Here is a 15,733-nt window from a genome sequence, read left to right on the forward strand (position 1 = left end):
GGGGCGGCTCAGATGCCACGCAGCTCCTCGACCTCGTCGGCGCAGCCGAGGACCTGGCACACCTCGGAGGTCACGTCGGCCGGCAGCATGCCCTCGTGGGCGCAGAGGCGGAGCAGCCGCTGCGCGGGGATGCCCAGGTCGGCGAGGATGTCCGCGTCGCCGACCGGATCCGCCTCCGGGTCGACCGCCGGCTGCTCGCTGTCGTCGTCGGCGGTGCCGGTGCCCGGGCGCGGCTCCTCGGTGTCGTCGAAGCCGGTGACCGACCCCTTGAGGTCGCCGACCAGCAGGGCACCGAGCCGGGACTCCTCGGCGTACGCGGAGTCGGAGCCGAACACCCGCAGGTCCTCGCCCTCGTCCAGGCGCAGTATGACCAGGTAGGCGTCGTCGGCCTCGACGAAGAGCAGCGACAGGTCAGCGTCGGGCTCGACGTCGCGCAGCCGGTCGGCGACCTCGTCGACGTCGGTGACCCCGCGCAGGTTCACCTCTGCGGCGGTCCAGCCGCCCGCGTCGCGCACCACGGCGGCAGCGAAGTACGACACGGTTTCCCCCAAGTTTGCCTCGGCACAGCACGCCGACTCGTTACGCGTGCACGTTAACCGGTCGGGTCGGCAGGCGACCGGTCAACGCCCCGAAGGGCCGGTCAATCCCGTGGAAAGTGTGGCTGGTCGGCCGGAGCCGTCAGCCCGCGACACGGCGTCGGGTGGCAATGAGTTGCCGCAGCCGCTCGGTGCGCGCGCGCTGGGGCCGCTCCCGCTCGCGTCCCGCTCGGGCCCCCGCCAGCTCGGCGAGAATCTGGAGGCGGCGGCGGCTCCGCTCGGGGTCGAGCCGCGGGGTGGTCCAGGCCATACCGCCGAGAGTGCGCCGTCGGAGCGAGTACGTCAAGACGGGATTCGGTGTGCAGCCGATCGGCGACCGACGGTGGCGTCACGGGCTGGCCGGCTGCGCCGCGAACGGCCCGTCACCACAGGGGCCAGTCGCCCGTCGTCGCCCACTTCACGGCCACCACGGCGGCGGCGACACTCCAGCCGCCGGCGGTGACGATCGCGACGCCGGTGGCGACGCCCCGGTCGCCGAAGCGGACCAGCGCCAGGGCGGCCAGCCAGGCCAGCCCGCCGGCTACGATCGTCCACCAGGCGTACGTCGGGACGTCGCGGCCGAGCAGCGCGAACAGCACGAGCCAGGCGGCGGTGACGGCGGCACCGGAGGCGACCGCCGCCCCGGTCACCGGGTGCGGTTCGCGCCAGGTCGGCCGCGACGGCGGCCCGGAGGGGAACAGCCCGGAGGGGGTACGCGAACCGGGGTGGGCATGCTGCTCAGGGGCGGCCCGTGTCGGGTCGGCCGGGAGGGCGGGCTGCCAGGTCATCGGCTACTCCATCCGCCGGGTGCCACAGGGAACGGGGCGGACACCCCGGACCGTACCCTCCCCACCGTAACTGTTCTGTCAGGATGACCGGATGTCCTCGCGCTCCCCGCGCCGGCGCCGCACGCGCGCGGCGTACCCGGTTCTGCTGCTGCTCGCGCCGGTGCTGGCCGCCGATTGCGGCGCGCCGCCGCCGAACCGGGCGCCCAGCGGCGGGTGGGTGGCCCCGACCGGGCTGGTCACCGGCGGGCAGCCGGCCGCACCCGCGCCGTCGGCCATCCCGTCGGGTGCCGGGCCGTCGGCGTCGTCGGCGCGGCCCCGCACCGGGCTGCCGCACGTCTTCCCGGTGCGCGCGGACGACGTCGCCTACCACCCGACCCACTCGGCGTACCCGGGGACGGACATCTTCGTTGACTGCGGCGAGCCGGTGGTCGCGGTGACCGACGGGACGATCCTTGAGGTGAGCCGGGTGGACCGGTTCGACAAGCGGGGTCCGCGGGGGCCGCACAACGGTGGCCTGTCGGTGTCGCTGCGCGGCGACGACGGGGTGCGCTACTACGGCTCACACTTGAGCGCGATCGCCGATGGGGTCGACGCCGGTACGCGGGTGCGGGCCGGGCAGCAGCTCGGCCGGGTGGGCCGCACGGGCAACGCCAACAACGTGTGCCACCTGCACTTCGGCATCTCCCCGGAGTGCACGGGCCGGGGGGACTGGTGGATCCGGCGCGGGGTGGTGTGGCCGGCGAGGTACCTCGACTCGTGGCGGCGCGGCGGAAACCGGGAGCCGGCCGCCGAGGTCGCCGCGTGGCACCGCGAGCACGGCTGCCCGAAGGCGCCGAAGACCGGCGGCGGGGACAGCTGACCGGCCGAAACAAGAGGCTTGGCCGGCGGCGACCGACCGGCCGCTGGGAGCGGGACCAGAGACGGTCCAATCGCGACATCACGGCTTGAGCGGCCGGAAACATTGACGGGCGTCTCGGATACCGGTTAACGTCCCGACAAGAGAGAGCGCTCTCACAGGTAACGAACCTCCCCAATCCCGACCAAGCGCCGATGCCGGCCAGTCCGGCGTACCCGCGCGATGGAGGCACCGTGACACCTCCCGCACCACACCACCGCCGCCTCTGGGCCCTCGCCTCGTCCACCGTCCTCGCCCTCGCCGCCGGCTGCCTCGCCGTGGCCGTCAACACGGTCCCCGCCCAGGCCGCCTCAGTCGGCGCGGGCAGCTACACCACCACGCCCGTCGGCCCGCTGCCCTCCGGCTGCGGGCAGATCTCCACCAACCCCCGGCAGCACGTCACCGCCGACGCCCCGGCCGGGGCCGTGCCCACCAACGACTGGTGGTCGTCGCTGCTGTTCAAGCGCACCGACTGCGCCTACAGCGAGCCACTGCACGCCCACCCACTGTCCTACGACACGTTCACCGACGGGCTCGGCTTCTCGGCCAACTCGACCCCCGTGATCAGCGGCACCGCCACCGGGGTCGGCGAGTTCCACTACCCGTACACGCAGGACATCCGGGTCGGCGTCGCCGGGCTCGCCGCGCCGACCGTGAAGGTCGCCAGCTGGACCGACTGGACCGTAACCCCGTACTGGAGCGACGGCGCCCGTACCCTGCGCGCCACCATCGGCCACGGCCTGCCGTTCGCGTACTTCCAGGCCACCGGCGGCGACGCCGTCGTCAACACCAGCAGCACCCCGACCGTGTGGTCGAACAGCGGCGCGACCATCGGCTTCACCGTCGCCCGCCACGACTACGTCGCGTACGCGCCGAGCGGCGCGAGCTGGACCGTCAGCGGGGGCCGGATCTCGTCCACCCTCGCGGGCCGGGGCTACTTCTCCGTCGCCCTGCTGCCCACCACCGCCGGCAGTACCGCCGCCGAACGCACCAGCCTGGCCGCCTCCTACGGCCGGTACGCGCACGCCCACGTCACCGACACCCGCGTCTCGTACGCCTACGACCAGGCCACCAGCCGGATGACCACCACGTACGCCTACACCACCACCGCCCGGGAGGGCACCACGAGGCAGACCGTGGTGAGCCTCTACCCACACCAGTGGAAGGCGCTGACCGGCTCCACGCCGATCACTCAGACGTACCCGTCGGCGCGCGGCCGGATGAAGGTCCTCGCCGGCGTCACCCAGTTCCGCACCGCGACGACCTTCCACGGGGTGCTGCCGGAGCTGCCGGCCGTCGGCGACGGCTCCGGGGCCGACCTGGCCACCCTGCGCGACCAGCTCGCCGCCGTCCGGAGCAACCCGATGGACCAGCGCGGCGGCGACACGTACTGGACGGGCAAGGGCCTCGGCCGGGCCGCCCGGATCGCCGAGGTGGCCGACCTCGTCGACGACACCGCAACCCGGGACAGCGCGCTGAACGCCATCCGGACCACCCTCACCGACTGGTTCACCGCCTCGCCCGGTAAGACCGCGAAGGTCTTCTACTACGACCAGAACTGGGGCACCCTGATCGGCTACCCGGCCTCGTACGGGTCCGACCAGGAGCTCAACGACCACCACTTCCACTACGGCTACTTCATCGCCGCAGCGGCCACCCTGGCCAAGTTCGACCCGCAGTGGGCCTCCGACGCGCGCTACGGCGGCATGGTGGACCTGCTCATCCGGGACGCCGACAACTACGACCGCGCCGACACCCGGTTCCCGTACCTGCGGGACTTCGACATCTACGCCGGCCACGACTGGGCCTCCGGGCACGGCTCGTTCGGGGCGGGCAACAACCAGGAGTCCTCGTCGGAGGGGATGAACTTCGCCAACGCCCTGATCCAGTGGGGCCAGGCCACCGGCGACGCCGCCGTCCGGGACGCCGGCATCTTCCTCTACACCACGCAGGCGGCGGCGATCCAGGAGTACTGGTTCGACCACGCCGACGAGAACTTCCCGGCCGGGTTCGGGCACTCCACGGTCGGCATGGTCTGGGGCGACGGCGGCGCGTACGCGACCTGGTTCAGCGCCGAACCGGAGATGATCCAGGGCATCAACCTGCTGCCGGTCACCGGCGGCCACCTCTACCTCGGCTACGACCCCGCCTACGTGCGCACGAACTACGCCGAGCTGGTGCGCAACAACAACGGGCAGCCGACCGTGTGGCAGGACATCCTCTGGCAGTTCCAGGCGCTCGGCGACGCCGGCACGGCGCTGTCGAACCTGCGGGCCAACCCCGGGTACCCACCGGAGGAGGGGGAGAGCCGCGCGCACACCTTCCACTGGATCCGCAACCTCGCGGCGCTCGGCACGGTGAACACCACGGTCAGCTCGAACCACCCGCTGAGCGCGGTGTTCACCCGCAACGGGGCACGGACGTACGTGGCGTCGAACATCACCGCCTCGCCGATAACCGTACGGTTCTCCGACGGCACCACCCTCGCCGTGCCGGCCGGGAAGACGGCCACCACCGGGGCGTACACGTGGAGCGGCGGCAACGCGGGCGGCGGCGTGCCCCCGACGGGCACCCCGACCCCCACGCCGACCACCTCCAGCCCGTCGCCGACCCCGACGACCACCAGCCCGAGCCCGTCGCCGACCACGCCGCCGCCGACGGGTTCGCCGACGCGCTACCTGCTCGCCGGGGGCGGGCTCGGCGCGGCCGGCGGCGCGGGCACCACGACGGTGGCGGCGGCGAACGGCAACCACGACGGCACCCCGACCAACGCCAAGGTGTTCACCGCGACCGGCCTCAACCTCGCGTACGCCGGCGGACAGACCGCGTTCGACCTGTTCCTCGACGCCGGCACCGCCGTCGGCAACGGGGTGCAGGTGCGGCTCTCCTACGATCTCACCGGCAACGGGGGCTGGGAGCGGGTGGAGACGTACCGCTACTTCGCCACCGACCCGATCCCCGGGTACGAGCACTACACCCAGGCGGCCGGGCTGCTGGCCAGCAGCGGCACGCTCGGCAACCTGGCCAACGGCACCGTGCAGGTGGAGGTCTGGTCGGCGATCGGGAGCAACCCGAGCACCCTCGGCCTCGGTAACCAGTCGGTCGTGAAGCTGCCGTACTCCTGATCCGACGCACCACCCGACCCCGCGCCGCCGGTCGTACCCCCCGACCGGTGGCGCGGGCGCGTAGGTTGCAGGGCATGACCGACCGGGACCCCATCGCCGACCTGCGCCGGATCGCGTTCCTGCTGGAACGGGCCAACGAGGCGACGTACCGGGTGCGGGCGTTCCGGTCGGCGGCGAAGGCCCTGGCCGCGCTGCCGGCGACGGAGCTGGCCGAGCGGGCCCGCACCGGAAAGCTCACCGAGCTGGCCGGCGTGGGCGACGTCACGGCCCGCTGTGTCGCCGAGTCGCTGGCCGGCGAGGAGCCGGTCTACCTGCGCCGGCTGGTCGCCACCGAGGGCACCGACCTGGACGCCGCCGCGACCGCCCTGCGCTCGGCGCTGCGCGGCGACTGCCACACCCACTCCGACTGGTCCGACGGCGGCTCGCCGATCGAGGAGATGGCGCTCGCGGCGGTCGAGCTGGGCCACGAGTACGTCGTGCTGACCGACCACTCGCCCCGGCTGAAGGTGGCCCGGGGCCTCACGGCGGACCGGCTGCGCCGCCAGCTCGACCACGTGGCGGCGGTCAACGAGGCGCTGCCCGAGGGGTTCCGCATCCTGACCGGCATCGAGGTGGACATCCTCGCCGACGGCTCGCTGGACCAGGACGAGGAGCTGCTGGCCCGTCTCGACGTGGTGGTCGGCTCGGTGCACAGTGGGCTGAACGACGAGCGGGGCCGGATGACCCGGCGGATGCTGGCCGCGATTGCCAACCCGCACCTGGACGTCCTCGGTCACTGCACCGGCCGGATGGTGTCGTCGCGCCCGGCGGGGGTGACCGGGGCGGGCGACCGGGCGCACCGCGCGCGTACCCGGGCCGAGAGCGACTTCGACGCGGACGCCGTCTTCGCCGCGTGCGCCGAGCACGACGTCGCCGTCGAGATTAACTCGCGTCCGGAGCGGCAGGACCCGCCGAAGCGGCTGATCCGGCGGGCGCTGGAGGTGGGCTGCCGGTTCGCGATCAACACCGACGCGCACGCGCCCGGCCAGCTCGACTGGCAGCGGTTCGGCTGCGAGCGGGCGGCCCTGTGCGGCGTCCCCGCCGACCGGGTGGTCAATACCTGGCCGGCGGACCGCCTCGTGGCGTGGGCCCGGGGTTGATGATCGGCGTGCGCCGGCTCAGCGTGTGCCGACCGGCGCGGCGGGCGGGGCGGGCGGGGCGACACCGACCGCGCCGGGTCGCCTGCGCCGGCCGAGCAGGCCCTGCGTCACCGCGACCCCGGCCAGCACGATCAGCGCCCCGACCGGCTGGTGCCAGGTGAGCCGCTCGCCGAGCGCCAGCGCGCCGAGCAGCACCGCGAAGATCGGGATGAGGTAGGTCACCGTGGAGGCGGTGCTCGCCCCCGCCACCCGGATGTTCCGCAGGTTGATCACGAAGGCCAGGCCGGTGCCCAGCGCGCCCAGCGCGAGCACGCTGGCCAGGGCGCCGCCCGACAGGTCGGTGGGCACCGGCGGCGCGCCCGCCACCAGCGGGCCCACCACGGCAAGCTGCGCGGTCGCCAGCACGAGCTGCGCCGCCGAGAGCGAGAGGCCAGAGTGGGCGCTGCCCGCGACGAACCGCTTCTGGTACGGGATGGCGAAGCCGTAGCAGGCCGCCGCCCCGAAGCACATGAGCTGGCCGGCGAAATGGGCACCGCCGACGCCCGCCCAGACCCCGAGCACCACGAGCACCCCGGCGAAGCCGAGCCCCAGCCCGACCGCCTTGCGCGTCGTCAACCGCTCGGTGCGGAACACGAGCACCGCCATCGGCAGCACGATCAGGGGCGTGGTGGCGTTCCAGATCCCGGCGAGCATCGACTCGATCCGCTGCTCGCCGTACCCGAAGAGAGTGAACGGCACGGCCACGCCGAGCGCGGCGACCACGAACTGGTGGGCCCAGGTCCGGGGCTCGCGGGGCAGTCGGTCGCGCAGCAGCGGCAGCGCGACGAGCAGGGTCAGCGCACCGGCGGCGACCCGGTAGAGGGTGAGGTGCACCGGGTGCAGCTCGCGGACGCCGACCTTGATGAACAGGAAGCTGGAGCCCCAGATCGCAGCGAGCGCGAGGAAGCCGGGCAGCCAGCTACGCAGCGCCGCCCTGTCAGGGGTGGTATCCGGTTTCACCCCTGACACTCTGCCGCAGGGGTACGACGATGTCGCGCGGTTTCCGGGCACCGTGTCGACCACCACAGGAGCCATGTCGAACTCGCCCACCACCTGCGGCACGCGGCGGTCGAACTGTTCGCCCCCGGTGGGTTCGGCGGCTACGACACCGTCGTGCGGGCGGTCAGCGGGGAGCGGCTGCGGGCCGACGTGCCTTTCCCGAGCGACTTCGACCCGGGCGAGCCGCTGGCCCTGAACACCGCAAACACGCTCGACAACCGGGCGGCGGGGTCGCGTAGTGTCACGGCGTGGGACGAATCGATGATCTCGCCGACCGGTACGTCGCCGATTGGGCGCCGCTGAGCCCGGTCAGCGCAACCTACGTCGGCATTGCCGGACACGACGACCAGCTCGACGACCTGTCGCCGGAGGGCTACGCGGCTCGGGCGGAGCTGACCCGGCGTACGCTCGCCGACCTCGACGTGACCGAGCCCGAGTCCGAGTCCGAACGGACAGCCAAGGAGGCCATGCAGGAGCGGCTCGGCCTGGACCTCGCCCGGTACGAGGCGGGCGAGACGACCAGCGAGGTCAACGTCATCGCCAGCGGGCTGCACGACGCCCGTATGGTCTTCGACCTGATGCCCACCGAGGGCGCGGACGCGCAGGCGAACATCGCGGCGCGGCTCAACCGGTTCGCGGGCGCGTTGGAGGGCTACAAGACGACGCTGCGCGAGGCGGCCGGCGCGGGCTGGGTCAGCTCGAAGGCGCAGCTCGTCGAGGTCGCCAAGCAGTGCGACATCTGGACCGACCCGGACGGCGACAACTTCTTCCACGGCTTCGTCGAGCGGCTCGGCGTCGACGGCACCCTCGGAGCGGAGCTGCGCCGGGGCGCGGCGGCGGCCACCGCGGCCACCGCCGAGTTCGGCCAGTTCCTCCGCGACGAGCTGGCCCCGCTGGGGCGCGACAAGCAGGCCGCCGGCCGGGAGCGGTACGAGCTGGCCTCGCAGTACTTCCTCGGTGCGCGGGTCGACCTCGACGAGACGTACGCCTGGGGGTTCGCCGAGCTGGCCCGGCTGGAGGCCGACATGCGGACGGTGGCCGCGCGAATCGTCGGGCCGGGCGCGACGATCGACGAGGCGGTGGCCGCGCTGGACGCCGACCCGACGCGCACCATCCAGGGCAAGGAGGCGTTCCGGGACTGGATGCAGGCGCTGGCCGACAAGGCGATCAGCGACCTGCACGGCACCCACTTCGACATCCCGGAGCAGGTCCGCCGGATCGAATGCTGCCTCGCCCCGACCAGCGACGGTGGGATCTACTACACGGGCCCGAGCGAGGACTTCTCCCGCCCGGGGCGGATGTGGTGGGCGGTGCCGCAGGGCATCACCGACTTCTCCACCTGGCGGGAGGTGACCACCGTCTACCACGAGGGCGTCCCGGGTCACCATCTCCAGGTCGGCCAGACCGCCGTCCGGGCCGATCTGCTCAACCGCTGGCAGCGGCTGCTGTGCTGGGTCTCCGGGCACGGCGAGGGGTGGGCGCTCTACTCGGAGCGGCTGATGGACGAGCTGGGGTACCTGGAGGACCCGGGCGACAAACTCGGCATGCTCGACGGGCAGGCGTTACGGGCGGCCCGGGTGATCGTCGACATCGGCATGCACCTGGAGCTGGAGATTCCGAGGGACAACCCGTTCGACTTCCACCCGGGCGAGCGGTGGACGCCGGAGCTGGGCTGGGAGTTCATGCGGGCGCACTGCCGGGTGCCGGACGAGAACCTGCGCTTCGAGCTGAACCGCTACCTGGGCTGGCCGGGGCAGGCGCCCTCGTACAAGGTCGGCGAGCGGATCTGGCTTCAGGCCCGGGAGGACGCGAAGGCCCGCAAGGGGGCCGACTTCGACCTGCGGGAGTTCCACCGGCAGGCGCTGGACCTCGGCGCGTTGGGCCTGGACCCGCTGCGCCGGGCGCTCGCCCGCCTCTGAACCGACGACGGCCGGGTCCCGGGCGGTACCGCCCGGGACCCGGCCGTCGGTCGGGGTGGATCAGGCCAGGTCGACCTTCAGCGCGGGCTTCGCGGTCAGGACGTCGCTGTCGACGTACGCCAGGTCGATCACCGGGTCGGTGAAGGTGATCGGGATCGGCAAGGTGATCGGGATGCCGTCCGGGAACGGCAGGTCGGGCGTGAGGATGATCTTGATGCCGAGCAGCCGCCCGACGAACCGGGTGGCGTAGAACGCCACATCGCCCTGGACGGTCAGCCGGTCGGTGGCGTACCGCATGGTCTTGCCGCCAGGGCCGTCCGCCTGGAGCAGAAAGTCGTCGGTGACCCCCTTGGCCATGCTGAACTTCAGCACCTTGAGCGTGCCGTCGCCGGTCGGCAGGTCAACGATCCCCTCGAAGCGCAGCCCGGTCATCGTGACCTTCGAGCCGGTGAGCTTCGACGGCTTCGCCGCCACCCGGGGCTGGCCGGGCTCGGCGGCGATCCTGGGCAGCGGCTTGCCGGGCTCGACCTCGGCCGGCTCGGTGGGCTTGGGGGTGGCGCATCCGTCGCCGGGCTTGCCGGGGGTGGCCGACGCGTCCGGGGTCGGCTTCGGCGAGGAGGTCGGCCCACCGGTGGCCGTCGGCCCGGCGGTCGGGGCACCCGTGGTGGGCGCGCCCTCCCTCGGCTCCGGGCTCACCGTCGGCTCGGCGGCCGGCGCGTCGTCGCCGCCGGTGAAGAGGTCGCCGATGCCGTCGAGGATGTCGGTGAGCACGTCGCCCCCGGAGGTCCGCTCCGGGCCGGGGCTGGGGCTGGGGCTCTCGTCAGCCGGCCGCGACGCCGACGGGTCGGGCTCGGCCGTGCGGGTGGCGGACGGGGTGGGGCACGCGGCGGGGGCCGCCTGCACCGGGGCCTGGGTGCGTAGCGCCAGCGCCCCGGCGGCCGAGACGCTGAGCAGCACCAGGGTGACGGCCAGCAGCTTCGGGTCTCGGTGCGGTGCGCCCTGGCGCTGGCCCGGGCCGCCCTCTCCCGGCCACTGTTGCGGGCGACCGTCCGGCCCGACCACCGGCAGCAACTGGGTGCTGTGGTCGCCCCCGTCGGTGGGCAGCGACTCTCGCAGCGGGTTCCGGGGCGGGGGCAGGGTGTCGGTGAGCGGGCCGGTGACCTCGTCGCGGTGCTCCGCGCGGCGCATCAGCTCGTCGATCAGCGCCGGCTCGTCGACGCGCTCCGCGTCGGCGTCCGAGGGTTCCTCGTCCGGTTCGGCCGGGGCAAGTCCGGCCGGCGTGGTGGCCGGGCGACGGGCGGGCACCCAGGCGAAGCCGAGGGCGCTGCCGATCATGCCGAGCAGCATGCCGACGAAGATGCCGCCGAGGTTGACCCCGATGAGCGAGAACACGGCGGTCACCGCGCCGACGATCGCGTAGAACATCCGCTGCTGCGGCGTGAACCACATGAGCATCCCGCAGGCCACCAGGATCACCGGGATCAGCCAGGACAGGAAGCCGGTCGGCCCCATCTGGAAGGTCAGGCCGCTGAGGCTCATCTGGGTGGTGGAGAAGATCTCCAGCCCGGCCAGCGCGGTGAACAGGCCGCCCCAGAAGGGTCGGGCCCCACGCCAACGTCGGAAGTTGCGCCACGCCTGGCTGACCCGGCCCGGCTGGGCGTGCTGCGGGTTGGCGGTCGTCACGTACTCCTCCTGGCGGTGCTCACTGGTGACGAGACAGGGCCGAGGCCCGTGGAGGGCACCCACGGGCCTCGGTGGCTAGCTCAGAAGCATTCCTTGGCGGCAGCACCCACGTTGACCTTGAGCTTCAGCCCGTTGAGGGTGAAGACCCCGGCGCTGGTGGAGCGGGCCACCTGCTCCAGGTCGGTGATGGTCACGCTGTCGGCGCTCTGCCCGAACGACTTCGGGGTGGCACCGGCGTTCAGGTCGGTGGCGTCCCGGCCGATCTTGATGTTCTTGAACTCGGCGTCACCGCCCAGGGAGTCCATGTCGATCAGCAGGCCCTTGGCGGTGGCGGGGTTGCCGCCGCCGCCGGCGTTGATGGTGAGCACGATCGGCAGGTCCGGGATCTTCACCGACTGGCAGAGGTCGTAGAGCTTGGCGTCCGCGATCTCGGAGACGGCTACCGGGTGGGCGGTGCCGTCCTTCTCCTTGACGAACCCGCCGTACTGCTTGAAGCCGGTGCCCTCCAGCCTCGAGGCACCGACCTTGAAGGTCTGTCCGGAGACGGCGAACGACGCCGCGATCGCGCCGTTGGCCATGCCGAAGACGATGGCACCGGCAACGGCGGTCGCGGGCACCATCATCGCGGCGAACCGCCGCCAACGAACGCCGCCCTGCTCCAGACGGTCTTCCGAATCCTTCACGAGGTCCTCCTCGAACGGGGGTCACCGAGCGCGGAATCGCGGCTCGGGGGATGGGGGTGGGGGAAGCTGCGGTGGCTGCTGCGATCCGCTGGCCGGACGGCGCGCGCAGCGTGCGGATTGGATGCTCTCGCGAAGCGACCTAGCTCACAAGACCCTTGCTACCGGCGGGTAACCGGCCCGCATCGCCAAGATCACCCCTGGTTACCTTCGGTCAACAACCACCCCGGCGACTTGCCGGGCAAAACGGGCGGAGTGCGACACGCAACACGTCGAGCCTCACGCGAAGTAGCCGTGATACTCGCTGGTAACTTTTCGGTAACGGGAGCCTGCCAGAACTCTGAGAGTGATCCATCGATCACCCCTATGGTGGGTCGACGGGCTCGGCCGCTCCGCGCGAGCTCATCCCAGGACGACGGACGCCCCGTGCGCCACACGCCGACACGCTGCGCGGACATGGCCGGGGACGCGGACTGCCGGACGGCCGCGACGTTGGTTACCGTAGGTGTCTCCCGGGTGGGAGACGCTCCCACGTGGTACGTACCGATCGAGGTTGCTGTGACTCTGTACGGCGAAACACGACCGCCCGCCGACGACCGGCCGACCATCAAGGTGACCGCGGTGAGCTGGCCGGGTGACGAGCCGGACCCCGCCGCGGCAGCCGCCCCCGGCCCACCGGATACGGCCCCGGCACGCCGCCACCGCCGGCTGCGGGTCCTGCTCGCCGCCGGGATCAGCACCGCCGTCCTGGGTGCCGCGGGCGGGGTGGGCGCGTACGCGTACGCCGGCGACGTCCCGCGCGGGACGACCGTGCTCGGCACCGAGCTGGGCGGACGCAGTCGCACCGACGCGATCCGCGCGCTGCGCGCGGAGCTGGAGCGGGCCGGCACGCCCAGCACCCCCCTACGGGTGACGGTCGGCGAGAAGAGCCTGGAGTTCGAGCCCGCGGACGTGGGGCTGGCGGTGAACGTCGAGGCGACGGTGGACGCGGCGGCGAAGGCACAGGCGCATCCGGTGAGCCGCCTCGTCGGCTCCCGCGCCGTCGCCCCCGTGGTGACCGTCGACGCCGCCCGGCTCGACGCGGCCCTGCGCAAGGCCGCCGGCGACCAGACCCGCGAGTGGACCGTGCCGGCCATCATCTTCACCGGGACCACGCCGAAGGCGGTACGGCCGAGGTCCGGCCTCGCCCTCGACCCGCAGCGCTCGGCCCAGGCGGTCCGCGACGGCTGGCTCTCCGGCCAGCCAGTCACCGTGCCGCTGGTGGAGAACACGCCGGCGACCAGCGCCGAGGAGGTCGACCGGCTCCTCGACGAGCTGGCCCACCCCGCCGTCGCCGCCCCGGTCACCCTCAGCACCGACAAGGGTTCCGTCACCATCCCGCCCGCCGCCATCGCCCGGAGCCTGCGCTTCACCGCCGACGACGCCGGGAAGCTGACCCCCCGCGTCGACGTGAAGCGGCTGCGCGCCGCCCTCGGCGACAAGCTGGACACCATCGAGGTGGCACCCCGCGACGCCCGGATGACCGTCACCGGCGGCAAGCCGAAGCCGGTAAACGGGCGCCCCGGGCAGCAGCTCGACACCGAGGCGCTCAGCCGCGACCTGCTCGCCGTCCTGCCCCGCGCCGACGACCGGAAGGTCACCGGCCGGCTCAAGGAAACCCAGCCGAAGCTGACTGCCGAGAAGCTGGCCGGGCTGGGCATCTCCGAACGGGTCTCCCGGTTCACCACCCACTTCACCGGGGGCCTCTCCTCCCCCCGCAGCCAGAACATCGTCCAGATCGCCAAGGAGGTCGACGGGACGGTCGTGCTGCCTGGCGAGACGTTCTCCCTCAACGGCCACACCGGCGAGCGCGGCTACGCCCAGGGGTACCGGGACGCGCCGGTGATCCTCGACGGCAAGCTCGTCCCGGGCGTGGGCGGGGGCACCTCCCAGTTCACCACCACCCTGTTCAACGCCACCTACTACGCGGGCTTGGAGGACGTCGAGCACAAGCCGCACTCGTACTGGTTCAGCCGGTACCCGCCGGTCATCGAGTCGACGATCTTCTGGCCGAACCTCGACTTCAAGTTCCGCAACAACACGAAGTACGGCGTGCTCATCGACACCTCGACCACCGCCAGCTCGGTGACCGTGTCGATCTGGAGCACGAAGATCTACGACAGCGTCAAGACGGAGTACGGGCCCCGCCGGGACGTCACCAAGCCGAAGACCGTTCGCCTCAAGCCCGGCCCGTCGTGCATCCCGAGCAACGGCATCGACGGCTTCACCCAGGACGCCTTCCGCGTCATCAAGAAGGACGGCAAGGTGGTGAAGCGGGAGAAGTTCACCTGGCGGTACCTGGCCGAGCCCCGCTTCGTCTGCGGCGGCTCCGCCGACTGAGGCCCGCCGGGGCCGGACAAACCGATGCCCCGCCGGCTCGTCGCCGGCGGGGCATCTTATTCGGTACGCGGGACCGGCACCAACCCCGGACAACCGCTCAGGGCCGTGCGTCGGCAAGCCCCTGGCGTACGCCGTCGGCGTCGCGGTCCGTGCCGTACACGGGAGTGGCAGGCTGCTGCCGCCAGCTCCCGTCGAGGGTGCCGGCGTCCACCGGGTCGAAGCCCAGGGCGTCGATTAGTTCCATCACGACGCGCTTGGCGTCGGCGTCGTCGCCGGCCACCGGCAACGCGATCCTCCCGTCCGCGCCGCTCGGACGACCCTGGTCCATCAGGTGCTGGGCCTGGATGTTGTTGAACGCCTTCACCACCCGGGCGCCCTTCAGGTGCTCCGCGGTCCAACGGCTGGAACTGAGGCTCCGGTCCAGCAGCTCGGCGATGTCGCCGTCCCGCTGGGGGTAGTAGTTGTTGGCGTCGACGACGACCTTGCCCTCGAAGAGTTTGGCCGGCAGCGCCGGCACCGCCAGCAGCGGAATGGCCACCACGACTACCTCGGCCTGCTCGACGGCCTGCTCCAGGGTTCCCGCGGTCGCGCCGGTCTCCCGCGCCAGGTCGCCGAGGGACTCGGGGCCCCGTGAGTTGGCCACCGTCACGTCATGGCCCAGGGCGCGCAGCCGACGGGTGAGGGTGCCGCCGATGCGCCCCGACCCGATGATTCCGATCTTCATGACCACTCCTGCCTCCGCCTGCCGGCGGTCAGATCCGGTCGAACTGTGGGCAGGTACCCCGATCCGCGCGTCCCAACAGCGTTGGAGGCGTACGCCACGTGCGGTTTTCCGGCCACGGTCGTGGGGAATTCCGCCTGGGCGGTCCCCGATCGACGCTACCGAGCCCCACGGCACCGGCGGAAGCGTTTGGGAAAAGGTCCTGGAAACGGTTCAGGGCCACCCCCACAAAAGGATGACCCCGACCACAACACACCGACCCCACAACCACACAGTCGAGGGCCGACCCTATGGGGGTGGCCCTCGACTGGAAAGAATGTCCGGCGGTGTCCTACTCTCCCACACCCTCCCGAGTGCAGTACCATCGGCGCTGGAGGGCTTAGCTTCCGGGTTCGGAATGTAACCGGGCGTTTCCCCTCCGCCATGACCGCCGTAACTCTATGAACATACCAAACAACCCCACCAACACAGGCGGGTCGCTTGCCCGTTCAGAGTTGCACAGTGGACGCGTAGCAGCTTCGTAATCAAGTCCTCGGCCTATTAGTACCGGTCAACTCAACCCGTTACCGAGCTTACATCTCCGGCCTATCAACCCAGTCGTCTAGCTGGGGGCCTTACCCCTACAAAGTAGAGTGGGATACCTCATCTTGAAGCAGGCTTCCCGCTTAGATGCTTTCAGCGGTTATCCCTTCCGAACGTAGCCAACCAGCCGTGCCCCTGGCGGGACAACTGGCACACCAGAGGTTCGTCCGTCCCGGTCCTCTCGTACTAGGGACAGCCCTTCTCAAGTA

General features: G+C 72.1%; 10 protein-coding genes, 1 rRNA gene and 1 pseudogene. 5 read left to right on the forward strand and 7 right to left on the reverse strand.

All coding sequences use genetic code 11. The annotated features are described in order from the left end of the window. Positions 1–8: 8 nt before the first annotated feature. Positions 9–539, reverse strand: coding sequence for a tRNA adenosine deaminase-associated protein (locus tag MCAG_RS13115; RefSeq protein WP_007073456.1), 531 nt, complete (start codon positions 537–539; stop codon positions 9–11). A gap of 419 nt (positions 540–958) precedes the next feature. Beyond that, entirely contained in the window at positions 959–1,363 is a 405-nt protein-coding gene (locus tag MCAG_RS13120) for a hypothetical protein (protein ID WP_007073457.1), read from the reverse strand. A 91-nt stretch (positions 1,364–1,454) separates the two neighbouring features. On the opposite strand from MCAG_RS13120, the gene MCAG_RS13125 reads away from it, so the two are divergent. The 3 genes from MCAG_RS13125 (at position 1,455) to MCAG_RS13135 (ending at position 6,522) form a co-directional block, all read left to right on the forward strand. Next, positions 1,455–2,222 (forward strand): M23 family metallopeptidase, encoded by a 768-nt coding sequence (locus MCAG_RS13125; RefSeq protein WP_007073458.1) that lies wholly within the window; start codon positions 1,455–1,457, stop codon positions 2,220–2,222. A 191-nt stretch (positions 2,223–2,413) separates the two neighbouring features. Beyond that, entirely contained in the window at positions 2,414–5,383 is a 2,970-nt protein-coding gene (locus MCAG_RS13130) for a glycosyl hydrolase (RefSeq protein WP_007073459.1), read from the forward strand. A gap of 74 nt (positions 5,384–5,457) precedes the next feature. After that, positions 5,458–6,522: a PHP domain-containing protein gene (locus MCAG_RS13135; RefSeq protein ID WP_036373317.1), complete on the forward strand. Its 1,065-nt coding sequence runs from the start codon at positions 5,458–5,460 to the stop codon at positions 6,520–6,522. Here MCAG_RS13135 and MCAG_RS13140 read toward each other — a convergent pair. Then, positions 6,411–7,521: pseudogene (locus MCAG_RS13140) on the reverse strand (DMT family transporter); the annotation flags it as partial. The gene MCAG_RS13135 and the pseudogene MCAG_RS13140 sit on opposite strands and share 112 nt — an antisense overlap. Positions 7,522–7,808: 287 nt before the next feature. Between MCAG_RS13140 and MCAG_RS13145 the strand changes: the two are divergent. Next, positions 7,809–9,479: a DUF885 domain-containing protein gene (locus MCAG_RS13145; RefSeq protein WP_007073462.1), complete on the forward strand. Its 1,671-nt coding sequence runs from the start codon at positions 7,809–7,811 to the stop codon at positions 9,477–9,479. Between the two features lie 60 nt (positions 9,480–9,539). Here the strand turns inward: MCAG_RS13145 and MCAG_RS13150 are convergent, their stop codons facing one another. Then, positions 9,540–11,162 (reverse strand): DUF6114 domain-containing protein, encoded by a 1,623-nt coding sequence (locus MCAG_RS13150; RefSeq protein WP_036373320.1) that lies wholly within the window; start codon positions 11,160–11,162, stop codon positions 9,540–9,542. Between the two features lie 80 nt (positions 11,163–11,242). Continuing rightward, complete coding sequence (locus tag MCAG_RS13155) at positions 11,243–11,785, reverse strand: DUF6230 family protein (RefSeq protein ID WP_050778178.1); 543 nt, start codon at positions 11,783–11,785, stop codon at positions 11,243–11,245. A gap of 615 nt (positions 11,786–12,400) precedes the next feature. Here MCAG_RS13155 and MCAG_RS13160 point away from each other — a divergent pair. Beyond that, positions 12,401–14,221: a VanW family protein gene (locus MCAG_RS13160; protein WP_007073465.1), complete on the forward strand. Its 1,821-nt coding sequence runs from the start codon at positions 12,401–12,403 to the stop codon at positions 14,219–14,221. 97 nt (positions 14,222–14,318) lie between these two features. On the opposite strand, the gene MCAG_RS13165 is transcribed toward MCAG_RS13160, so the two are convergent. Then, positions 14,319–14,945 carry an NADPH-dependent F420 reductase gene (locus MCAG_RS13165; RefSeq protein ID WP_007073466.1) on the reverse strand — a complete coding sequence of 209 codons (627 nt, stop codon included), beginning with the start codon at positions 14,943–14,945 and terminating at the stop codon, positions 14,319–14,321. 315 nt (positions 14,946–15,260) lie between these two features. Continuing rightward, a 5S ribosomal RNA gene (rrf, locus tag MCAG_RS13170) occupies positions 15,261–15,377 on the reverse strand. Between the last annotated feature and the right edge of the window lie 356 nt (positions 15,378–15,733).

Origin of the sequence: Micromonospora sp. ATCC 39149, assembly GCF_000158815.1 — a bacterium.
Taxonomy (GTDB): Bacteria; Actinomycetota; Actinomycetes; order Mycobacteriales; family Micromonosporaceae; genus Micromonospora.